The organism is Agarivorans sp. QJM3NY_25 (assembly GCF_050870875.2).
Lineage (GTDB): Bacteria > Pseudomonadota > Gammaproteobacteria > Enterobacterales > Celerinatantimonadaceae > Agarivorans.
Genome location: NZ_CP194041.2, coordinates 4,383,971 through 4,405,348, shown reverse-complemented (window position 1 = coordinate 4,405,348; position 21,378 = coordinate 4,383,971). Strand labels below are relative to the sequence as shown.

Annotated in this window: 16 protein-coding genes, 3 tRNA genes, 3 rRNA genes and 1 riboswitch; of the genes, 17 read left to right on the top strand and 5 right to left on the bottom strand. The window is 46.6% G+C overall.

Going from position 1 to position 21,378, the window contains the following annotated elements:
• Positions 1-48 precede the first annotated feature (48 nt).
• Positions 49-348: a met regulon transcriptional regulator MetJ gene (gene metJ, locus ACRRSW_RS20160; RefSeq protein WP_432455783.1), complete on the bottom strand. Its 300-nt coding sequence runs from the start codon at positions 346-348 to the stop codon at positions 49-51.
• Between the two features lie 153 nt (positions 349-501).
• Between metJ and metB the strand changes: the two genes are divergently transcribed.
• Entirely contained in the window at positions 502-1,668 is a 1,167-nt protein-coding gene (gene metB, locus ACRRSW_RS20155) for a cystathionine gamma-synthase (protein ID WP_432460263.1), read from the top strand.
• A 20-nt stretch (positions 1,669-1,688) separates the two neighbouring features.
• On the top strand, positions 1,689-4,103 hold the full coding sequence (gene metL / locus ACRRSW_RS20150) for a bifunctional aspartate kinase/homoserine dehydrogenase II (protein ID WP_432460262.1): 2,415 nt from the start codon (positions 1,689-1,691) through the stop codon (positions 4,101-4,103).
• 134 nt (positions 4,104-4,237) lie between these two features.
• Here the strand turns inward: metL and ACRRSW_RS20145 are convergent, their stop codons facing one another.
• Entirely contained in the window at positions 4,238-5,869 is a 1,632-nt protein-coding gene (locus ACRRSW_RS20145) for an alpha-amylase family glycosyl hydrolase (RefSeq protein ID WP_432460261.1), read from the bottom strand.
• A gap of 273 nt (positions 5,870-6,142) precedes the next feature.
• Here ACRRSW_RS20145 and fabR point away from each other — a divergent pair, with 273 nt between their 5' ends.
• Both fabR and ACRRSW_RS20135 read left to right on the top strand, forming a co-directional pair.
• Positions 6,143-6,763, top strand: a complete 621-nt coding sequence (gene fabR, locus ACRRSW_RS20140; RefSeq protein WP_432455787.1) for an HTH-type transcriptional repressor FabR — start codon at positions 6,143-6,145, stop codon at positions 6,761-6,763.
• 9 nt (positions 6,764-6,772) lie between these two features.
• Positions 6,773-7,111, top strand: a complete 339-nt coding sequence (locus tag ACRRSW_RS20135; RefSeq protein WP_432455788.1) for a DUF1422 family protein — start codon at positions 6,773-6,775, stop codon at positions 7,109-7,111.
• Between the two features lie 10 nt (positions 7,112-7,121).
• On the opposite strand, the gene ACRRSW_RS20130 is transcribed toward ACRRSW_RS20135, so the two are convergent.
• Both ACRRSW_RS20130 and trmA read right to left on the bottom strand, forming a co-directional pair.
• Positions 7,122-7,583, bottom strand: a complete 462-nt coding sequence (locus ACRRSW_RS20130) for a YHS domain-containing (seleno)protein (protein WP_432460260.1) — start codon at positions 7,581-7,583, stop codon at positions 7,122-7,124.
• Positions 7,584-7,648: 65 nt separating this feature from the next.
• A complete protein-coding gene (gene trmA, locus ACRRSW_RS20125) occupies positions 7,649-8,752 on the bottom strand; it encodes a tRNA (uridine(54)-C5)-methyltransferase TrmA (RefSeq protein ID WP_432460259.1) in 1,104 nt (367 codons plus the stop codon).
• A gap of 145 nt (positions 8,753-8,897) precedes the next feature.
• Here trmA and ACRRSW_RS20120 point away from each other — a divergent pair, with 145 nt between their 5' ends.
• From ACRRSW_RS20120 to murI, 3 genes are all read left to right on the top strand, one after another.
• Positions 8,898-10,085 (top strand): DUF5610 domain-containing protein, encoded by a 1,188-nt coding sequence (locus tag ACRRSW_RS20120; RefSeq protein ID WP_432460258.1) that lies wholly within the window; start codon positions 8,898-8,900, stop codon positions 10,083-10,085.
• A gap of 55 nt (positions 10,086-10,140) precedes the next feature.
• Positions 10,141-10,369, top strand: a riboswitch (cobalamin riboswitch).
• Positions 10,370-10,407: 38 nt separating this feature from the next.
• Positions 10,408-12,237 carry a TonB-dependent receptor domain-containing protein gene (locus tag ACRRSW_RS20115; RefSeq protein ID WP_432460257.1) on the top strand — a complete coding sequence of 610 codons (1,830 nt, stop codon included), beginning with the start codon at positions 10,408-10,410 and terminating at the stop codon, positions 12,235-12,237.
• Positions 12,238-12,336: 99 nt separating this feature from the next.
• Positions 12,337-13,122, top strand: a complete 786-nt coding sequence (gene murI, locus ACRRSW_RS20110) for a glutamate racemase (RefSeq protein ID WP_432460256.1) — start codon at positions 12,337-12,339, stop codon at positions 13,120-13,122.
• On the opposite strand, the gene ACRRSW_RS20105 is transcribed toward murI, so the two are convergent.
• Positions 13,119-13,580: an RNA recognition motif domain-containing protein gene (locus ACRRSW_RS20105; RefSeq protein ID WP_432455794.1), complete on the bottom strand. Its 462-nt coding sequence runs from the start codon at positions 13,578-13,580 to the stop codon at positions 13,119-13,121. The genes murI and ACRRSW_RS20105 overlap by 4 nt on opposite strands.
• A 630-nt stretch (positions 13,581-14,210) precedes the next feature.
• On the opposite strand from ACRRSW_RS20105, the gene ACRRSW_RS20100 reads away from it, so the two are divergent.
• The 10 genes from ACRRSW_RS20100 to rpsN all read left to right on the top strand — a co-directional run bounded on the left by ACRRSW_RS20100 (position 14,211) and on the right by rpsN (position 21,357).
• Positions 14,211-15,753 (top strand): 16S ribosomal RNA (locus tag ACRRSW_RS20100).
• A gap of 75 nt (positions 15,754-15,828) precedes the next feature.
• A tRNA-Ile gene (locus ACRRSW_RS20095) sits at positions 15,829-15,905 on the top strand.
• 22 nt (positions 15,906-15,927) lie between these two features.
• Positions 15,928-16,003 (top strand) — tRNA-Ala (locus ACRRSW_RS20090).
• Between the two features lie 235 nt (positions 16,004-16,238).
• Positions 16,239-19,126, top strand: a 23S ribosomal RNA gene (locus tag ACRRSW_RS20085).
• Between the two features lie 110 nt (positions 19,127-19,236).
• Positions 19,237-19,352: ribosomal RNA gene (gene rrf / locus ACRRSW_RS20080) — 5S ribosomal RNA — on the top strand.
• The 16S, 23S and 5S rRNA genes sit together here with 3 tRNA genes alongside, the layout of an rRNA operon.
• Positions 19,353-19,393: 41 nt before the next feature.
• Positions 19,394-19,469: transfer RNA gene (locus ACRRSW_RS20075), tRNA-Thr, on the top strand.
• A 323-nt stretch (positions 19,470-19,792) separates the two neighbouring features.
• Positions 19,793-20,161 carry a 50S ribosomal protein L14 gene (gene rplN, locus ACRRSW_RS20070; RefSeq protein ID WP_137673757.1) on the top strand — a complete coding sequence of 123 codons (369 nt, stop codon included), beginning with the start codon at positions 19,793-19,795 and terminating at the stop codon, positions 20,159-20,161.
• Between the two features lie 10 nt (positions 20,162-20,171).
• Positions 20,172-20,486: a 50S ribosomal protein L24 gene (gene rplX / locus ACRRSW_RS20065; protein WP_432455795.1), complete on the top strand. Its 315-nt coding sequence runs from the start codon at positions 20,172-20,174 to the stop codon at positions 20,484-20,486.
• A 12-nt stretch (positions 20,487-20,498) separates the two neighbouring features.
• Positions 20,499-21,038 (top strand): 50S ribosomal protein L5, encoded by a 540-nt coding sequence (gene rplE / locus ACRRSW_RS20060; RefSeq protein WP_432455796.1) that lies wholly within the window; start codon positions 20,499-20,501, stop codon positions 21,036-21,038.
• A 13-nt stretch (positions 21,039-21,051) separates the two neighbouring features.
• A complete protein-coding gene (rpsN, locus tag ACRRSW_RS20055; protein ID WP_432455797.1) occupies positions 21,052-21,357 on the top strand; it encodes a 30S ribosomal protein S14 in 306 nt (101 codons plus the stop codon).
• Positions 21,358-21,378: the final 21 nt, after the last annotated feature.

Below are 21,378 nucleotides of genomic sequence, written 5' to 3'. Positions count from 1 at the left end.
GTCTAGTATTTAACAAAAAAGCCGCTCAATGAGCGGCTTTGCAAAATCTTAATCTTCTTTATCCAATTCAGCTTCGGTGGCTTTTTCTAAGGCCGGGTCGGGTCTATCTTTTTGTAGATCGGCATCATCGGGCAGGGGTTGCCCAGTGTAAGCGTGTAAAAATGCTTCGCAGAGCAACTCACTGTTGGTGGCGTGCCGTAGATTGTTAATTTGTCTACGGGTACGCTCATCGGTCAGTATTTTCAATACTTTTAAAGGTATTGATACCGTTATTTTTTTTACTTGTTCGCTTTTTTTTCCGTGTTCAGCATAAGGGCTGATCCACTCACCATTCCAATCTGTCGACATACTTGAATACACACCAAACCAAAGAAACCCTATTGTAACGGGGGAAAAGCCACTTAGCAATCCAAGAGCAAAGACATTTAGACGTCTAGAAGTGTTGACGTCTTTATGGGGAGTGGTAAAGTGGCAGCATAATTAGAGGGAGTCAGTGAACACATGTCATTAAAAGATCTTCACGCCGCCACCATTGCGGTTCGCAGTGGTATTGAGAGTGATAGCCAACACGGAGCGGTGGTTCCGCCAATTTATTTGTCGAGTAATTATAGTTTCGCCGATTTTAAGCAAAAGCGGCAGTTTGACTACAGTCGCTCTGGTAATCCAACCCGTCAAATATTAGCCGATGCGATTGCCAACCTAGAGCATGGTGCAGGGGCGGTGATCACCAATACCGGCATGTCGGCCGTTCATTTAGTGACCGCTTTGTTAGCGCCTGGCGATTTGTTGATCGCACCGCACGATTGTTATGGCGGAAGTTATCGCCTGTTTGACAGTTTGGCGAAGAAGCAGGCCTTTGAAGTCGAGTTTATCGATCAAAATGATAGCGAGAGCTTGCAAACCGCCCTCGCCAAGCAACCAAAGTTAATTTGGTTAGAAACTCCCAGCAACCCGTTATTGCGGATTGTGGATATTCAAAAAATAGCTCAACAAGCGCATGCTGTGGGGGCTTTGGTAGTTGTGGATAATACGTTTTTGTCGCCTGTATTACAGAATCCAATTTTACTGGGGGCCGATATTGTGGTGCATTCGGCGACTAAGTATATTAATGGTCACTCTGATGTGGTGGCGGGTATGGTTGTGGCAAAAACTGAGTTATTGGCAGAAAGCTTGAGCTGGTGGGCGAATTGTCTAGGTTTAACAGGCTCAGCCTTTGATTCCTATTTAACTCTGCGGGGCTTAAGAACTCTGAAAGCACGGATGAATGTTCACCAACACAATGCTCAAACTATTGTTCAATGCCTGCAGCAGCAGCCTTTGGTGTCTGCGATTTATTATCCCGGCTTAGCAGAGCACCCCGGTCATGCGTTAGCCCAACAACAACAATCTGGCTTTGGTGCTATGTTAAGCTTTGAAGTTGCGTTAGATGAAACTCAAATGGTGAAATTTTTGAAAGGCTTACAGTTGTTTTCTTTGGCTGAGTCTTTGGGCGGGGTAGAGAGTTTAATCGCTCATCCTGCAACTATGACCCACGCGGCAATGTCGTCTGAGGCATTGGCTGAAGCGGGAATATCGGCGCAATTGTTACGGGTATCGGTTGGTTTAGAAGAAGCTGAAGATTTAGTGAATGATTTACAGCAGGCATTTGCCAATCTTTCGGTTGGCTAAAAGTTGTACAGGAGAACTTCATGTCGGTAGTTAATAGACATGTCCATAAATTTGGTGGCAGTAGCCTCGCTGACGCTAGCTGTTTCAAACGAGTGGCGGGTATTGTTGCGCAGCATTCACAAGCGCAAGATCTCATTGTGGTATCGGCTGCGGGTAAAACCACCAATCGTTTGTTGAATATCATTGATTTGGCGAAACAAGCCGATAATGCCGCTGCGGAAGCCTTAGCTGCTTTGATTCAGTTTCAGGCGCAGCTAGTTAAAGATTTATTGAGTGAATCGAGGGCGCAAGTGATCGAGCGAGAGCTTGTCGCAGAGCATCGACAAATTGCTCATTTGCTAGAGGCGGAGATTAATGCCTTTATCATTAACGAACTACTCTCTTATGGTGAGCGTTGGTCAGCAAGATTATTGGCTGCTCTTTTAAGTGAACAAGACTGTGCTGCGGAATGGATGGATTCACGACAGTTTTTCAAAGCCGAATTAGCGGCCCAACCGCAGGTAGATGTTGCGCGCAGCACCCCCTTGTTGGCGGCGTGTTTAGCGGATAAACCCGCTTGCCGAATTGTGGTGACAGGTTTTATTTGCAGTGATAGCGAACAACGCACGGTGACGCTTGGGCGTAATGGCAGTGATTACTCTGCAACCGAATTGGCGGCTTTAGCCGATGCTGTCTCGACCACGATTTGGAGTGATGTTGCGGGAATTTACAGTGCCGACCCGCGCTTAGTGAAAGATGCTCATTTGTTAGATCATTTAGCTTTAAATGAAGCCGCTGAATTATCAAGGATTGGTACCTCGGTACTTCATGCTCGAACGCTAGAGCCGCTGGCTCGCTCTCGGCAACGCTTAAGCTTACGTTGTAGTTATGCTCCCAATGATGGACAAACTCAAATCCATCGGAAAGAAGCCAAAAAAACCGCCGCAAAAATAGTCACCTCGGTGGATGACGTGGTGTTGTTAGAGCTGACATTTACTGAACATTTCCAGCAAAATGCCAGCGCGCTGTTAAGTGCGTTGGCAAGTGTGCAGCTGGCCCCGACCACGCGTCATAAACATACTGAAACTGGCTCGCTACGGATGGCCTACACGCGCGAGCTAGTTGCGGAGGCATTGACCAAGATTGACCAGTTGGCGGTGCAGTATCAGGTGCAACAAGTCGAACGTACCGAAGGTTATTGTTTAGTGGCCTTAGTCGGCGCTGGGGTTTGTGATAATCCTCAACAATGTTACTTGTTCTTTCAGCAACTAGCCGAGCAACCTTTAGAGTTTATTCATTCCAGCTCCGATAAAATGAGCCTGTGTGCGGTAGTACGTAAAATTACCTTGGAGCCAGTATTAATCGAGCTTCATAGTAACTTATTTAAACAGCGCCGTAAGGTTGGTGTGGTGGTGTTTGGCAAAGGCAACATTGGGGCTCAGTGGCTGAGCTTGTTTAACGAGCAACAAAGTTTGTTGGAGCAACACTATAAACTCGAGCTTTGTCTCGCTGGAGTGTTTACTAGCCAATCAGGACTACTCGATTTTGCTGGCTTGAGCCTTGCGCAAGCCTTCGATGATAGTTTAGCTAAGCCCTTGTTATGGCCGGAAGTATTGGCGCAACTGAAGCGGCATCCTTTTAATGAACTAGTGGTGTTGGATATTACCGCCAGTGAATCCTTAAGCGCGTATTATCATGAGTTTGCCAAGCTTGGTCTGCATTTGATTACCGCCAATAAACTTGCCGGAGCCAGTGCTTCAGCGAATTTTGAGCAGCTCAGTCAGAGTTTTCGTGACCATGGCTGCAAATGGTTAGCCAATGCCACGGTTGGTGCGGGACTGCCAATTCAGTCTAGTATTCAGCAGTTGCGGCAAGCGGGGGATCAGATCCTTGCTATTTCTGGAATATTTTCCGGTACTTTAAGTTGGTTATTTCAACAATATGATGGTTCTAGTCCATTTTCTGAGTTGCTGGTGGATGCGCTCAATCAAGGGTTGACCGAGCCCGATCCTCGAGATGATCTTTCGGGTAAGGATGTGCAGCGAAAATTACTGATCTTAGCCCGAGAGGCTGGTCTCAAGCTTGAGTTAGCGGATATTCAATTAGCTTCTCTGGTGCCAGAAGCCTTAGCAGAATTAGAACTTGAGCAGTTTATTGAACAGCTGAGTGATTTAGATGAGCCGATGTTGCAGGCGGTGCAGGATGCCCAGCGTCAAGGCAAGGTGATCCGCTATCTCGCCAGAGTCGACCATCAGGGCAAGGCTGAGGTCGGTTTACAGGCGATAGATGCACGGCATCCATTTGCCAATCTCAAACCCTGTGACAATGTTTTTGCGGTTGAAAGTCAGTGGTACCAGCAAAATCCTCTCGTCATTCAAGGTCCCGGAGCAGGCAGAGCCGTGACCGCAGGAGCGCTGCAAGCCGATTTAGTGAGTCTTTGTCAGTATTTGGCTTAAGTGAATTTAGCGTTGTGGCTTTGCTCGAGCTGTTTCGCTTAGATTTGAGAATTGAAATCTCACATAAAAAAGGCCTCCTAAACAGGAGGCCAAACAGGGTATATAAGGGTGTACAAACGTGAGAAGGTAAAGTGCTATTTAACTAGCAGCAAGCGCCCACTCAATCCACTTACTGCTATTTCGAAATGGTCTATATCAATGACGATCTCTGCGCCTGTGATTAAGTCGATAAGGGTACGGGTATCATCCAGTAAATCAGCGGCCAGACGGACCTTTTTTTCATCTGATGAAACGTTTAATAAATACACAATTTGCTGTTCTTTAGTCGTTTTTAATACGGCTAATAGATCTTTGTCGGCGTAGAGGTTCTGTACGCTACCTTGATATAGTGCTGGATTATTTTGCCGAACTTCCATCAATTGACTAACATAGTCCATCAGCGCTTGCTGTTCACGACTTGGGGTGAAACCATCGGTGACCCCTTTTATATGAGCGCTGGAGCGAGCAACATGGTCGTCACATAAACCTTGTGCTGCGCATACGCTGTTGTCTACTTGCGCGGCAAAGTTGGCAACTTCATCACCAATCTCATCACCGTAGTACAAGGTAATCGGTCCGCTATAGGCGGCCATATAAGAGAAAGCCGCTTTATGTCTCTCCCAATAATGGCTTAAGCCACCACGCTGAATCAGATCGCCGAAGCGAACTAAATCATGGTTGCCGAGCATTAAATTAGCTTGGGCGTGATCAGGATAAGAATTATGATCGTTCCAGCTGGCGGTTAAGGTGCTGGCATCGTGATCCCCTGAGCCACTTTCTTCTACCGCTAAGGTCTGTACGAGCGCATAACGACGGTTAAAATCGAAGGCCGAGGGCAGGGCTGGAGACGAATTACTGCCATAAGCGCTAGCTACGATTTCACTATTCCCATTCCATACCTCGGCAACCATATAGCCTAGGGTGCCCCATTGATTTCCGTTGATCTGGCACTTGCTGGCCTTGGCATTGTTGGCACTGGCATCTTTGACGGTTTGATGAATTTGTTGCCAGGCACTGAGCGGGACTTGATAGGCTTGGTCTAAACGCCATCCGTCTAAACATAATTCGCTGGTCCAGTACTCCGCCACTTCCTGGTAAAAAGCGAGGGTATCGCTGTTGGTATAATCCACAGGGTTTGAGCCACCAGCAGGGCTGAGCCCTTTTGGAGAAGTGACAAGGTTGCCTTTATGGTGGCCAAAAACCCCATCAAAGAATACGTATAAGCCTTTTTCATGAGCTTTCGTGACTAACTCTTCAGCCAGCGCTTTGGTCCCGAAATTAGGATCAATCTTAAAGTAGTTACTGGCAAAGTAACCTGTAGCATCTAGTTTGTCTGTCCATTCATCTTGGCCGTTGGTCGCAATAGACTCAAAGATCGGGGTGAGCCAGATGGCATTCATGCCTAAGGCTTTAATGTAGTCAAGAGAATCAATAATTCCCTGCAAGTCGCCGTTGTGATGGCTGGTGCCATAACCAGCACCATAATCAAACGAGCTATCTCCATCAACAAAGGATTCGGTCATGACTTGATAAATGCGCAAATCACAAAATTCACCAGTGGCGTTTTCACAGGGCAGGCGTTGTTGAGCACTCTCGGCCGAGCTGGTGATGTTGATGGCGTCATTGGTTGGTGTGGTGCTATTTCCATTTCCAGCATCACTGCCACCACCACAAGCACTTAAGCCGACGATGATAGAGATCGATAAAATGCTTTTTAACCAACTCATTTTACTTCCTTGATAAATACCATAAGGGGATAGGGCAAGTTAATCACAGCTTTGCATGACTAGATACTCGGTAACGTTTTCAAGATAATAGAAAATTGAGCTGGCTCGCATCTTTTTTGTTATTGATAAATAAAGAATTTTTTGAAAGGGTTTTCATGTCAGGTAAACAAGTTACGCTTGTCTGTGGAGACGAAATGTGATGTTTTTAATCAGTTTCAACTTGGGTTTTTTTCAGTGCTAGGTATGATGCAGCATATAAGTAGAGGGGAAGCTATGAGTGGCGTTAGGGCACAGCAAAAAGAAAAAACACGCAGAGCGATTATCGAAGCCGCGTTTAGCCAATTAAGTGCGCAGCGCAGTTTTTCCAGTTTAAGTCTGCGCGAAGTCGCTCGAGAAGCGGGGATTGCACCGACTTCTTTCTATCGTCATTTCTCTGATATGGAAGAGTTGGGTTTAACCCTGGTTGATGAGGGGGGCTTAACCTTACGCCAGTTAATGCGCCAAGCCCGGCAACGCATTATTGCCACCGGAGGTAGTGTTATTGGAACCTCGGTCGCGACTTTCATGGAATTTGTCTACAATAACCCCAATGTATTCCGCTTGTTGTTACGTGAGCGTTCGGGAACGTCGCCAGCGTTTCGGGCTGCCGTAGCGCGAGAAATAGCGCATTTTATTGCAGAGCTGACTGACTATTTAGAACATCAATATCGCTGTCCAAGAGAAGACGCGCAGATGCAAGCCGAAGCGATGGTGATTATTGTGTTTAATGCTGGGGCTTCAGCTTTAGATTTAGCTGAGTTTGATCGACAACAATTGGCCGAGAAAACCATCAAACAACTTCGGATTGTGGCAAAAGGTGCCGCTTTGTATAATCGTTCTCAAACACTGAGTTAAGAGGTGCATATGCAAGTCAGTAAAACTTTATTATTGTTGTCGTTTATTGCTGGTGTGAGTGGTAATGCTAGTCTTGCTCTGTTTACTGTTGCCGAGCAAGCATTTTCGATATTTCCTATCATTGCGTTTATATTGGCGGTGACGCAACTGTACCAGATTTATCTACATCAAGATCTGAGTGAAGACTCTCCTCTAACGAGTGTGGCTGCATTTTTATTGGGGGCGTTGGCTTACTCTGCAATGTTACGAACTCAATTCCCGGAAATCGGGAGTAACTTGTTAGTATTGATTTTATGTCTTGCGATCGGTCTTTGGTTGATGTTTAGATTGGGCGGTTTTAAGCGCTAATCTACAGCAACTAATGGTTCAATTGTTGCTGCCAAGCTTTGTCTGCGGTGGCTTGATAGGTCTGCCAGTGTCCCTTTAGCCAACGTTGGCGGCCTTTCTCTGCATAAAATAAGTGCAGTTCGTCGTCAAAAAATTCCCAGACTTGCCCATTAGTGGCGACTAAACCTTCGCCCGTTGATAGGGCGTTAGCGCAAAAGCCATTGTAGCGAGGACGATATCGTTCTGGAGCTTCGGCAAATTTATTGGCACTTTGCTGACTTGCAAAATACCAATCGGCATTATTCCAACGGACTAAATAATCTTGTTTACCCTGTAAAATACGGCGCTCGCCAAGCTGGTGGGCGCGGTGTTGGCTTAGCACATCGACACCACCGATAGCCTTATCACTCCAAAAACTTTTACTTACTGGCTCGCCAGCATAGCAATTCAAGCTAATTACAAAAATAATTCCAGTAATAATTGAATGAAACATAAGCCCCCCTATCAGATCTATATCTGATAGACCGGGCTGCTTAAGAAGCGCTTTCATTAATATGCCTAACGACGCTGCAGATAGAGCCCCACTTCTATATGATCGGTGTAAGGAAATTGGTCAAATAGAGCCCAATGGCTAATCTGATGGGTACGATTTAAGACTTGTAGGTTGTTATATAGAGTATTGGGATTACAAGATACGTAGACGATGTTGTCGTAGTCTTGCACCATCCTTAAGGTGGCGTCATCTAAACCGGCACGAGGTGGATCAACTAATATGGTGTCGCACTGATAATCACTTAAGTCTACTTGGGCTTCTTTTAGGCGGCGAAACTCACGTTCACCTAACATGGCCTGAGTGAATTCTTCGGCGGATAGACGAAGAATTTTCACATTATTAATGTGATTGGCTTTGATATTGTATTGTGCGGCTTCAACTGAGGGCTTGGCTATCTCGGTGGCTAAAACGCGTTGGAAGTTTTTCGCAAGTGCCAGTGAAAAATTGCCGTTACCACAGTAGAGTTCGAGCAGATCGCCCTGGCTGTTGGCAGTTGCCTGTTGCGCCCATTCCAACATATGTTGGTTGACGACGGCATTTGGCTGGGTAAAGCTATTTTCGATTTGCTGGTAAATGAGCTGCTCACCGGCAACTTCAAGTACTTCGTTAACCCTATCTTGTTCCAAACATATTTTTTGCTTACGTGAGCGACCGATCAGTTGTAGTGAAAATAGCTTCGATAGTTCTGCTTTTAGTTGCTCGGCAGCGGTCCGCCATGCTTCATCAATCGGTTTATGGTAAAGCAAGCTCACGATTACCTCGCCACTAAGAGTGGAAAGAAAGTCGACTTGGAATAGTTTATGACGCAAAACTTGCTCAGATTTGAGCTGTTCGATTAATAGCGGCATTAGGCGGTTAATTAACGCGCTTGCCGGCGGAAAGCTGTCGACTCTGAATTTTTGTTTGGTTGCTGGATCAAACATGATGTAGTAGAGGTCATCACCTTCGTGCCACATTCTAAATTCGGCACGCATCCGATAATGTTTGCTGGCTGAGCTGAAAATGCTAGGTTCAGGAGGATTAAATTCAGCAAATTGTTCGCGGCGTTTAGCGACCTTTTCGGCCAACAGTTGTTGGTATTTTTCTGGATAGTATGCAATTGCGCTCATGACCGCTCCTCAAATTTAGCAAGGAGCGCAATTTAAAGGCGCATTGCTTGCTTGTCCAGTTTATCTACAATAATAGTGAGATTATTTCTAAAGTTTTAAATACAGTCGCCGATAAGTTGTGACTAGGGTAAATCCAGGGGGCGTTATGAACGAACTTAAAGGCATAGGCAATTCGCCAATCCAGCAATATGCTGAGCGCTTATTGCAGCAGTCCACGCCGACTATCGCAAAGGGCAATCAATTAGCTAATGATAAGGCTAGTTTTAATCAGCAGGACCTGGTGGCCAGCCATGTATTGTTGAGTTCGATTGAAAAGCATACCTTATCGATTGCTGGTGGTGGGGTTAGTTTAGCCAAACCACAACAACCCAGTATATTTGATGCCGAAGAAGTGGCGAAGAATGTGCTTAATTTTGTTGCAACGACCTTATATGGTGCCAAGCAGGCTGGGATGCCAGAAGACCAGTTACAAGAAATGATGGCTCAAGCGCGTAAGGGTGTGGATATGGGGTTTGCCGGAGCCCGTGAAGACCTTAGTGACTCAGGGATCCTTAATGAAGAGTTAGAAAAAGGCATTGATAAGAGTTATGACTTGATCCAAGACGGTTTAGAAAAAATCGAAGCGGGTGACTACGAGATACAAAATTCTCCAATATTTAGTCAACTCGCCATGGGAAATCGTCAATCGGCAAGCATGGAGTTGGAAACGGCAGAGGGTGACAAAGTTACCATTAGTTATGGGAGTCAGTTGGCAGCCAGTTACCGAGAAGAACAGTCATCTTTTCAGGCATCGTTTTCTTCACAGCAGCAGTTTAGTTTTTCCGTTGAAGGCGACCTGAATGATGATGAGTTGGCTGCGATCGCCGATTTAGTGAAACAAGTGGATAAAGTGGGGCAGCAGTTTTTCTCGGGGAATCTGGATCAGGCGTTTGATCAGGCCTTAAACATTGGGTTTGATGAGCAACAGTTAGTTGGTTTTGCGGTGAACTACCAGCAACAACAAACGGTGGCGGTGACTCAGGCCTACCAACAAACAGCGGAGAAAAGCGCCGAGAATAGCACTGCTGGTTCAGAGCTAGTCCCCGACTTAAGTGAGTTTTTAGGTGCTTGGCAGGACATTCAAGCCAAAATGAGCGCTTTGTTTGCTCAACCAGAATCCGCGACCGAAACCCTACTTAATGGGGTTTTACCTGTTTCTAGCCCTTCGGAAGGAGAAGCGAAACAAGCCGATGTTGAACGGTTTAAAGGTTTCGCTGAGCGTATGGCCGATGTGCTTGCTGAATATAATCAAAAACGCGCGGCGGATGAAGCGACATCCGGCACTATTAGTTAATTTCATGTTTGCATAAAGTAAATGAAATAGGCTGTTCATTCGCCAAGTGCTGGCTTATACTCTCGCCCGCAGTGGTGCCTGAGCTAGCGAAGTTCAGGCTTAATAGGGAATCTGGTTAAAGTCCAGAACTGACGCGCAGCGGTAAAGAGGAACGAAAGCTCAAGGATTGGCCTTTTCCAAGGATCTCCAGACACTGTTTGCCCCGCAAACGGGAAGTCGTAGCCGTAGTAAATAAAGTCCCCCCGCCTCTAAGTCCGAATACCTGCCACATCGCACATGCTATTTAGCAGCAAACTACGACGCGAGAATTAGGATTATATCGATGAAGAAGTTCATATTACTGGCCGCAGTAGCGCCAGCTTTCGGCTATGCCCAAGAAACCCCTCCAGAACAAACGACCATGGTGGTGACCGCCAACCGTATACAGCAAAGTGCTACTAGCGTAATCGCGCCACTCACGGTGATCAGTCGCGGTGAAATAGAAAGTAGTGGTGCGCAAGATATTGTTGGTATTCTCAACCAACAGGTTGGTATTAGTGTCAACCGTAATGGCGGTAAAGGACAAAACGAGAGTGTGTTTATTCGCGGCTCAAGCTCTGCACAATCTTTGTACCTCATCGATGGCGTACGTATTAATACTGCCACTAGTGGTGGCGCTCAAATGTCATTACTGCCATTAGAATTCGTTGAGCGCATTGAGATTATACGAGGGGCTCGTGCGTCAGTATATGGCGCAGATGCTGTGGGTGGGGTCATCAACATTATCACGCGGCCGGAGTTTGGTAGTCAGTATTTTGGGATAAAAGCTGCGCTTGGCAATCATGAGAGTCGACGTTTAGCTGGGCGAGTTAATACCCCGATTGGTGAGTCGACTCAGTTGAATGCGATCCTCAATGGTGAGCGTAGTGAAGGTTATAATTTTAGACCAAGCAGCGAACTGGACGAGGTTTATGGATATGAATCCTTCGGTGGCTTACTGAGCATCGAGCATCAGTTCAGTGAAGCTTGGTCGGGCGGGGCCATGATATTGATGAATGATGGCGAAAATGAGTATATCTCCACGCAGTACGATTCATCTTATAATCCCTACGATGAAAAATGGCAAACCAAACAAAGGCAGAAAGTATATGCTGTGAATCTTGATTACAGTGATGACGCTTGGTTTAGCCATCTAGCACTGAATTATACCGAAAACCGTTCCAATGACGGCCCCGCCGATCAATATGCGGTGGTTTATCGTTATGTGACGGAGCGGCACAGTGCGAATTGGTTGTTAGCGCGTCAATTGAACAACAACTGGTTGTTACAAGGTGGTTTAGATTATCAAAAAGATGATATCTCAGGTTCCAAAACTACATATTTAAAAAGTACTCGTAATAATAAAGCCGCCTACCTTGGGGTTCGTGCCGATTACATCCGCCATTTACTGGAAGCCAGTTTACGCCAGGATAACAATCAGCACTATGGTGAACACACCACCTATAACCTGGCTTGGGCTTGGCAGTTACAGGACAATTTACGTTTTAATGCCTTGCATGGCACTGCCTTTAGAGCGCCAACCTTTAACGATCTATACTACCCGGGCAGTGAAACCCCCAATCTTAAAGCCGAAACTTCCAGTAATTCGGAATTTGGTTTTGCTTTAGATTTAATTCAAAGTCAGTGGCAGTTTAATATCTTCCGTAATGATGTTGACGATTTGATTGCTTGGGCGCCGGGGGAGGGTGGTTTATGGAAACCAGGAAATGTCTCTGATGCTCGGATCCAGGGCATTGAAGTACAGGGAGATTTTTCGACCGCCTGGCTGAATCATCGGGTTATTCTGGAGCATCTTGACGCGAAAGATCGTCAAAGCGATAAATACTTGGTGCGTCGTCCACAGGAGCAAGTCAAGTACAAGCTAGATGCGCAGTGGCATGCTTTGCAAGTGGTGGTGGATTATCTATGGCGAGGCGAGTCTTATAATGACGACGCAAATACGCTTGTGTTGGATAGTTATAGTACTTGGGATATTGGTGCGAATTATCGCTTTGCGAACGGCTTTAAGCTCGATGCCAAGTTAGCCAATGTATTTAATAAGCAATATGCCACAGTGCGCAATTATCAAGCCCAAGGTCGCAGCTTTGAGTTAGCAGCAAGCTATCAGTTCTAAAGTAAACGACTAGTGCTTTGCTAAACACTTCGCATTGCCAGCCAGCGTTAGCGTGATTACACTAGCGCTGGTGATTTACGAATTGGGTTTATTTACGCGATGCATGTGCTTGTTTTCGATTCCGGAGTCGGCGGTCTCTCGGTCCTTGAGTCTGTTCAATTACTTAATCCACATCTGCAATATAGTTATTTGTTTGATAACCGTTATTTTCCTTACGGTGAACTGAGCGAGCCGGAGTTAATTGAACGGGTTTGTGAGCTAGTTGCGGTCGCAGTGGCGAAACTACAGATAGATATGGTGGTGATCGCCTGTAATTCGGCCAGTACCTTAGCGCTACCCAAATTGCGTTCGCAGCATGCCATTCCAATCGTTGGGGTGGTGCCAGCGATAAAATTAGCGGCAAGTATGAGTCAAACGGGACACTTTGGCATATTGGCAACGCCGGGAACGGTAGAGCGTCAATATACGGCACAGCTAATTCAGGACTTTGCAGCGAATTGTATAGTTGAACTGATTGGCAGCACTGAATTGGTGGTATTGGCAGAGCGTAAGTTAGCGGGAGAGTTCATCGACAGCAGAGCAGTGCATGACATTGTTGCTTCATGGTTAGCCATGGAAGATTTAGATACAGTGGTACTCGGTTGCACTCACTTCCCTCTACTAAAAGAAGAGCTAAGCCAAGTATTAGGTGAAAAGGTTCAATTAATCGATTCTGGTCCAGCCATCGCCAAACGAGTGCAACACTTATCTGATGATTGCAATCGCATTGTATTCGACCATAAAAAAGCGGAAGTTAGTGCTTACTGCACTTTAACTTCCGCTAATACAGGCCTAGTTGACCAATTAACTGCTTATGGGATCAATTCTTTACAGTTAATAGACTAAGCTTCTTTACGTTCGTTGGCTTCGCGAACTTTTAAGGTACGTTGTTGAAACTCGTATTCGTTTAAGGCTGCGACCGCTTTGCCTGCATCTTCGCTAGCCATTTCCACAAAACCAAAGCCACGACGTTTGCCAGTTTGTTTATCTTTCAATAATCGAACTGAGACTACTTGACCATACTCAGAAAATAACTTGCGGATAGCTGATTCGTTAGCACGATAAGGCAGATTGCCGACGTATAGCGTTTGGGTATCAATGGCTTCGCCTAAGTTGTCTTCAGTTGAATCAGTTTGTGGTTCACTGTTTGATGGGCCAGCGGAGCTTAATAATACAATGGCTCCTCCAACAATCACTGCGACTGACAAATATAAAGGTTGGAGAGGTGCTACCGCGCCAGCGACGAAATAGGCTGCAATTGCGACTGCAATTAGAAACACGATGGATAGACTAGGATTTTTCATAATAAATTCAATGCTCAATGTATTCGAAATAATGGAAAGCAACTTAATTTAACAAAATTGCGACATCATGTTAGCCAGCTTTTATCGGATAAGCTAGAAAATGTACAATTTCTCTAGCAGAAACATGCTAAATGACACAATTACTTTTAATTCATAGCCTTGTTTTACCCAAAAGGTGCAGTTTTGTGGATAAGTTTGTGGATATTCTGTGGCTTTGTTGGGGGCAATCAAAATATCTCAAAATAACTGCAATTTTCTTCAAAAAAGGCTTGCACCGTAAGCGCGGATCCCTATAATGCGACTCCACTGACACGGCGGGCAGCACGCAATAGCGCAGCAGCAAGCGGTCAGGGTTGATAAGGCCTGAGGCTTTATCAGCGACGGTTAAACGCTTCAAACTTTCCTTAGAAAAGTTCTTCGGAAAAGATTGAAAAAAGCGGTTGACAGTCACCGAGGATGGCGTAGAATGCGCACCTCGCTTCGCAAGAAGCAACGCTCTTTAACAATTTATCAAGCAATCTGTGTGAGCACTCACAGAGCACTAAGCGAAAAAAATTAGCTTAAGTGGACTGGAGTGACACACTGTTTTAACAGTAATAATTTCAGTATTTACTTTGAGCGAAAGAACTTTGATTGAAGAGTTTGATCATGGCTCAGATTGAACGCTGGCGGCAGGCTTAACACATGCAAGTCGAGCGGTAACATTTCTAGCTTGCTAGAAGATGACGAGCGGCGGACGGGTGAGTAATGCTTGGGAATATGCCTTTACGTGGGGGACAACAGTTGGAAACGACTGCTAATACCGCATAATGTCTTCGGACCAAAGGAGGGGACTCTTCGGAGCCTTTCGCGTAGAGATTAGCCCAAGTGGGATTAGCTAGTTGGTGGGGTAATGGCTCACCAAGGCGACGATCCCTAGCTGGTTTGAGAGGATGATCAGCCACACTGGGACTGAGACACGGCCCAGACTCCTACGGGAGGCAGCAGTGGGGAATATTGCACAATGGGCGAAAGCCTGATGCAGCCATGCCGCGTGTGTGAAGAAGGCCTTCGGGTTGTAAAGCACTTTCAGTTGTGAGGAAGGCAATATGCTTAATACGTATATTGTTTGACGTTAGCGACAGAAGAAGGACCGGCTAACTCCGTGCCAGCAGCCGCGGTAATACGGAGGGTCCGAGCGTTAATCGGAATTACTGGGCGTAAAGCGTACGCAGGCGGCTTTTTAAGCCAGATGTGAAATCCCCGGGCTCAACCTGGGAATGGCATTTGGAACTGGGAAGCTAGAGTTTTGTAGAGGGTGGTAGAATTTCAGGTGTAGCGGTGAAATGCGTAGAGATCTGAAGGAATACCAGTGGCGAAGGCGGCCACCTGGACAAAAACTGACGCTCATGTACGAAAGCGTGGGGAGCAAACAGGATTAGATACCCTGGTAGTCCACGCCGTAAACGATGTCTACTAGTTGTCTGTGGGTTTAACCCGTGGGTAACGCAGCTAACGCATTAAGTAGACCGCCTGGGGAGTACGGCCGCAAGGTTAAAACTCAAATGAATTGACGGGGGCCCGCACAAGCGGTGGAGCATGTGGTTTAATTCGATGCAACGCGAAGAACCTTACCTGCCCTTGACATACTAAGAACTTTCCAGAGATGGATTGGTGCCTTCGGGAACTTAGATACAGGTGCTGCATGGCTGTCGTCAGCTCGTGTCGTGAGATGTTGGGTTAAGTCCCGCAACGAGCGCAACCCTTATCCTTATTTGCCAGCACGTGATGGTGGGAACTCTAGGGAGACTGCCGGTGATAAACCGGAGGAAGGTGGGGACGACGTCAAGTCATCATGGCCCTTACGGGCAGGGCTACACACGTGCTACAATGGCATGTACAGAGGGATGCGAACTCGCGAGAGCAAGCGGACCCCAGAAAGCATGTCGTAGTCCGGATCGGAGTCTGCAACTCGACTCCGTGAAGTCGGAATCGCTAGTAATCGTGGATCAGAATGCCACGGTGAATACGTTCCCGGGCCTTGTACACACCGCCCGTCACACCATGGGAGTGGGCTGCAAAAGAAGTGGGTAGTTTAACCTTCGGGAGGACGCTCACCACTTTGTGGTTCATGACTGGGGTGAAGTCGTAACAAGGTAGCCCTAGGGGAACCTGGGGCTGGATCACCTCCTTATTATGAACGTTTATGTTTTGTGACGTGTTCACACAGATTGCTTGATAGAAAGTAGAGAGAAGTTGACACCTGTTTAGGTCTGTAGCTCAGCTGGTTAGAGCGCACCCCTGATAAGGGTGAGGTCGGCAGTTCAAGTCTGCCCAGACCTACCAAGGTGCAACTTTAGTAAGAAATGGGGCTATAGCTCAGCTGGGAGAGCGCCTGCCTTGCACGCAGGAGGTCTGCGGTTCGATCCCGCATAGCTCCACCACTTCTTACCTAAAAACCAAAGATAAGTCGCCAAAAGATGGCCATTTAGCTTTGGTTTTTTTGTGAACCAATGCTCTTTAACAATTTGGAAAAGCTGATAAAAAATATCTCAAAAATACGAGTTAAATAACAAGTGTTTTTGGTATTCAAAAAAATAAGGTGATCGTACTCGAGTGGCAGGATTTATACAGCCTGACCATTCAAGTGATTTAAGCGACAACATTTAGGTGTTGTATGGTTAAGTGACTAAGCGTATACGGTGGATGCCTTGGCAGTCAGAGGCGATGAAGGACGTGTTAATCTGCGATAAGCCATGTTGAGTCGATAAAAGACGTAATAGACATGGATTTCCGAATGGGGAAACCCACTGCATTTTATGCAGTATCGTAACGTGAATACATAGCGTTACGAGGCGAACCCGGGGAACTGAAACATCTAAGTACCCGGAGGAAAAGAAATCAACCGAGATTCTGGTAGTAGCGGCGAGCGAACCCGGATTAGCCCTTAAGCTTCTTATAATTTAGTGGAACAAGCTGGAAAGTTTGGCCGTAGCGGGTGATAGCCCCGTACACGAAAGGTGATTTGAAGTGAAAACGAGTAGGACGGCACACGTGATATGTTGTCTGAATATGGGGGGACCATCCTCCAAGGCTAAATACTCCTGACTGACCGATAGTGAACCAGTACCGTGAGGGAAAGGCGAAAAGAACCCCTGTGAGGGGAGTGAAATAGAACCTGAAACCGTATACGTACAAGCAGTGGGAGCCTCTTTGAGGGGTGACTGCGTACCTTTTGTATAATGGGTCAACGACTTAATTTCAGTAGCAAGGTTAAGCGAATAGCGGAGCCGTAGGGAAACCGAGTGTTAACTGCGCGCATAGTTGCTGGGATTAGACCCGAAACCCGGTGATCTAGCCATGGGCAGGTTGAAGATTGGGTAACACCAATTGGAGGACCGAACCGACTAATGTTGAAAAATTAGCGGATGACTTGTGGCTGGGGGTGAAAGGCCAATCAAACCGGGAGATAGCTGGTTCTCCTCGAAAGCTATTTAGGTAGCGCCTCGGACGAATACTAGTGGGGGTAGAGCACTGTTAAGGCTAGGGGGTCATCCCGACTTACCAACCCTTTGCAAACTCCGAATACCACTAAGTACTATCCGGGAGACACACGGCGGGTGCTAACGTCCGTCGTGAAAAGGGAAACAACCCAGACCGTCAGCTAAGGTCCCAAAGTCATAGCTAAGTGGGAAACGATGTGGGAAGGCTTAGACAGCCAGGATGTTGGCTTAGAAGCAGCCATCATTTAAAGAAAGCGTAATAGCTCACTGGTCGAGTCGGCCTGCGCGGAAGATGTAACGGGGCTAAGCTATGCACCGAAGCTACGGGTACTTGCTTTGCAAGTGCGGTAGAGGAGCGTTCTGTAAGCCGTTGAAGGTGAATCGTAAGGTTTGCTGGAGGTATCAGAAGTGCGAATGTTGACATGAGTAACGATAAAGGGGGTGAAAAGCCCCCTCGCCGAAAGACCAAGGTTTCCTGTTCAATGTTAATCAGAGCAGGGTGAGTCGGCCCCTAAGGCGAGACTGAAAAGTGTAGTCGATGGGAAACAGGTTAATATTCCTGTACTTCGTATAATTGCGATGGGAGGACGGAGAAGGCTAGGCCAGCGCGGCGTTTGGTTGTCCGCGTTTAAGGTTGTAGGCTGGACACTTAGGAAAATCCGGGTGTCTAAGGCTGAGGATTGATGACGAGTCACTAAGGTGATGAAGTGGTTGATGCCCTGCTTCCAGGAAAAGTCTCTAAGCTTCAGATTATACGAAACCGTACCCCAAACCGACACAGGTGGTTGGGTAGAGAATACCAAGGCGCTTGAGAGAACTCGGGTGAAGGAACTAGGCAAAATGGTACCGTAACTTCGGGAGAAGGTACGCTGCTGTTGGTGATGGGACTTGCTCCCTGAGCTGACGGCAGTCGCAGATACCAGTTGGCTGCAACTGTTTATTAAAAACACAGCACTGTGCTAAATCGAAAGATGACGTATACGGTGTGACGCCTGCCCGGTGCCGGAAGGTTAATTGATGTGGTTAGCGCAAGCGAAGCTATTGATCGAAGCCCCGGTAAACGGCGGCCGTAACTATAACGGTCCTAAGGTAGCGAAATTCCTTGTCGGGTAAGTTCCGACCTGCACGAATGGCGTAATGATGGCCAAGCTGTCTCCACCCGAGACTCAGTGAAATTGAAATTGCCGTGAAGATGCGGTGTACCCGCGGCTAGACGGAAAGACCCCGTGAACCTTTACTACAGCTTGACACTGAACATTGACCCTACATGTGTAGGATAGGTGGGAGGCTTTGAAGCGTTGTCGCTAGATGATGTGGAGCCGACCTTGAAATACCACCCTTGTAGTGTTGATGTTCTAACGTTGTCCCGTTATCCGGGATGCGGACAGTGTCTGGTGGGTAGTTTGACTGGGGCGGTCTCCTCCCAAAGAGTAACGGAGGAGCACGAAGGTTGGCTAAGTACGGTCGGACATCGTACGGTTAGTGCAATGGCATAAGCCAGCTTAACTGCGAGACAGACACGTCGAGCAGGTACGAAAGTAGGTCATAGTGATCCGGTGGTTCTGTATGGAAGGGCCATCGCTCAACGGATAAAAGGTACTCCGGGGATAACAGGCTGATACCGCCCAAGAGTTCATATCGACGGCGGTGTTTGGCACCTCGATGTCGGCTCATCACATCCTGGGGCTGAAGTCGGTCCCAAGGGTATGGCTGTTCGCCATTTAAAGTGGTACGCGAGCTGGGTTTAGAACGTCGTGAGACAGTTCGGTCCCTATCTGCCGTGGGCGTTTGAGAATTGAAGGGAGCTGCTCCTAGTACGAGAGGACCGGAGTGGACGAACCGCTGGTGTTTGGGTTGTTATGCCAATAGCATTGCCCAGTAGCTACGTTCGGAACTGATAACCGCTGAAAGCATCTAAGCGGGAAGCAGGCCTTGAGATTAATTCTCACTAGGACTTTAAGTCCTCTGAAGGGCCGTTGGAGACTACAACGTTGATAGGCAAGGTGTGTAAGTGCTGTGAGGCATTGAGCTAACTTGTACTAATTACCCGTGAGGCTTAACCATACAACACCTAAAGGGTGTTGCTTATAGATACTTTATTTTAGAACCAAGAGTGCTTGTTATGCTCGTGGGATATGTCAGTTTTTTCGAATGTTAAAGACAACAAGTTTTTGCCTGGTGGCAATAGCGTTGTGGAACCACCTGAACCCATGCCGAACTCAGAAGTGAAACGCAACTGCGCCGATGATAGTGTGGGGTCTCCCCATGTGAAAGTAGGTCACTGCCAGGCGCCTATTTTAAAAACCCAGCTATGTGCTGGGTTTTTATTTCGCTGATATAGCTCAGTTGGTAGAGCGCACCCTTGGTAAGGGTGAGGTCGGCAGTTCGAATCTGCCTATCAGCACCATATTCAGAAAAGCCCGGCATTAAGCTGGGCTTTTTTGTTTCTATCGGTTTAATTATTAACCGAGTTTAGCCGTTAGATAAATGTTTCTTGACAGGATATCTAGCGATTCAAGTGAAATTACGCCCATGAAACACCTTTTTTAGGTGGGTTTTTTGTTAGTAACCTATTGTTTTATATCTGTTTATTTATATTTTTAAACAAATTTTAGACAATCCTACCAATTCAAAATCTAGGGTGTTATAATTTCGCGCCCTTTAATTAGGCAGCCAGAGATCTCAGCGCTAATTGTTGGGATCAGTTGTAACATATAGCGGAGCACTGAAATGATCCAAATGCAATCTACTATGGACGTGGCGGATAATTCCGGCGCGCGCCGTGTACAGTGTATTAAGGTCCTAGGTGGTTCGCACCGCCGCTATGCACGAATTGGCGACATCATTAAAGTTACTGTAAAGGAAGCAATTCCACGCGGTAAAGTTAAGAAAGGTGACGTAATGAATGCAGTGGTAGTGCGTACTAGAAAAGGCGTACGTCGTCCTGATGGTTCTGTAATTCGTTTTGACCGCAATGCTGCGGTTATTCTGAATGCAAACAATCAGCCTATTGGTACTCGTATCTTTGGTCCTGTGACACGTGAACTGCGCAACGAACAGTTCATGAAAATTGTGTCTCTAGCGCCAGAAGTACTTTAAGGAGTCCAAAATGGCTAATAAAATCCAAAAAGGCGATGAAGTAATAGTTATTGCAGGTAAAGACAAAGGCAAACGCGGTAGCGTAACCAAAGTTTTACCAACCGGTAAACTATTCGTTGAAGGCGTCAACTTAATCAAGAAACACCAAAAGCCAAACCCTCAATTGGGTGTTGCAGGCGGTATTGTTGAGAAAGAAGCGGCCCTTGATGCATCAAACGTAGCGATTTTTAACCCAGCCTCAGGCAAGGGTGATCGCGTTGGTTTTCGATTTGAAGACGACAAAAAAGTTCGTGTATTCAAATCGTCTAATGAAATTGTAAAGTAACTGGAGTTAACGATGGCGAAACTGCATGACCTATATAAGGAAAGTGTGACGCCTGAACTCGTAAAGGAGTTCGGTTACAAATCCATCATGCAAGTCCCTCGGATTGAGAAAATCACCCTTAACATGGGTGTGGGTGAAGCGGTGAATGACAAGAAAGTACTAGAGCACGCGATTGCTGATCTAGCTGCTATCTCTGGTCAAAAACCACTTACTACCAAAGCTCGTAAATCTGTAGCAGGCTTTAAGATCCGTGATGGATACCCGATTGGTTGTAAAGTGACTCTACGCGGTGAGCGTATGTGGGAGTTTTTAGAGCGTTTGATTTCAATCGCAATTCCTCGTGTTCGAGATTTCCGTGGTTTGAATGCTAAGTCATTCGATGGCCGTGGTAATTACAGCATGGGTGTGCGTGAGCAAATCATCTTCCCTGAAATTGACTATGACAAAGTTGATAAGGTTCGTGGTATGGATATTACTATCACTACGACAGCCGAAACCAACGAGGAAGGCCGCGCTCTGCTGGCTGCCTTTAACTTCCCATTCCGTAAGTAAGGTAGAGTTAGTTATGGCTAAAAAATCAATGAAAGCTCGTGAAGCTAAGCGCACAGAAACTGTCGCTCGTTTCGCAGAAAAGCGCGCAGCGCTTAAAGCGATTATTAGCAGCGTGAACAGCTCAGATGAAGAGCGTTGGGACGCAGTTCTAAAATTGCAATCGTTACCTCGTGATTCAAGTCGGTCTCGTCAGCGTAACCGCTGTAACGTAACCGGTCGTCCTCATGGGTTCTTACGCAAATTCGGCTTAAGCCGTATTAAATTGCGTGAAGCTATGATGCGCGGTGAGGTTCCTGGTCTTAAGAAAGCCAGTTGGTAATCCACTTAATTACGGAGTAAA

What these genes read in the sequence shown, in the direction of transcription:
- murI (WP_432460256.1), top strand. Translation starts at nt 12,337, where the DNA reads ATGCATGTGCTTGTTTTCGATTCCGGAGTCGGCGGTCTCTCGGTCCTT.
- rplX (WP_432455795.1), top strand. Translation starts at nt 20,172, where the DNA reads ATGGCTAATAAAATCCAAAAAGGCGATGAAGTAATAGTTATTGCAGGT.
- trmA (WP_432460259.1), bottom strand. Translation starts at nt 8,752, where the DNA reads ATGAGCGCAATTGCATACTATCCAGAAAAATACCAACAACTGTTGGCC.
- metL (WP_432460262.1), top strand. Translation starts at nt 1,689, where the DNA reads ATGTCGGTAGTTAATAGACATGTCCATAAATTTGGTGGCAGTAGCCTC.
- ACRRSW_RS20115 (WP_432460257.1), top strand. Translation starts at nt 10,408, where the DNA reads ATGAAGAAGTTCATATTACTGGCCGCAGTAGCGCCAGCTTTCGGCTAT.
- fabR (WP_432455787.1), top strand. Translation starts at nt 6,143, where the DNA reads ATGAGTGGCGTTAGGGCACAGCAAAAAGAAAAAACACGCAGAGCGATT.
- metB (WP_432460263.1), top strand. Translation starts at nt 502, where the DNA reads ATGTCATTAAAAGATCTTCACGCCGCCACCATTGCGGTTCGCAGTGGT.
- ACRRSW_RS20120 (WP_432460258.1), top strand. Translation starts at nt 8,898, where the DNA reads ATGAACGAACTTAAAGGCATAGGCAATTCGCCAATCCAGCAATATGCT.
- ACRRSW_RS20105 (WP_432455794.1), bottom strand. Translation starts at nt 13,580, where the DNA reads ATGAAAAATCCTAGTCTATCCATCGTGTTTCTAATTGCAGTCGCAATT.
- rplE (WP_432455796.1), top strand. Translation starts at nt 20,499, where the DNA reads ATGGCGAAACTGCATGACCTATATAAGGAAAGTGTGACGCCTGAACTC.
- ACRRSW_RS20145 (WP_432460261.1), bottom strand. Translation starts at nt 5,869, where the DNA reads ATGAGTTGGTTAAAAAGCATTTTATCGATCTCTATCATCGTCGGCTTA.
- ACRRSW_RS20130 (WP_432460260.1), bottom strand. Translation starts at nt 7,583, where the DNA reads ATGTTTCATTCAATTATTACTGGAATTATTTTTGTAATTAGCTTGAAT.
- rpsN (WP_432455797.1), top strand. Translation starts at nt 21,052, where the DNA reads ATGGCTAAAAAATCAATGAAAGCTCGTGAAGCTAAGCGCACAGAAACT.
- ACRRSW_RS20135 (WP_432455788.1), top strand. Translation starts at nt 6,773, where the DNA reads ATGCAAGTCAGTAAAACTTTATTATTGTTGTCGTTTATTGCTGGTGTG.
- rplN (WP_137673757.1), top strand. Translation starts at nt 19,793, where the DNA reads ATGATCCAAATGCAATCTACTATGGACGTGGCGGATAATTCCGGCGCG.
- metJ (WP_432455783.1), bottom strand. Translation starts at nt 348, where the DNA reads ATGTCGACAGATTGGAATGGTGAGTGGATCAGCCCTTATGCTGAACAC.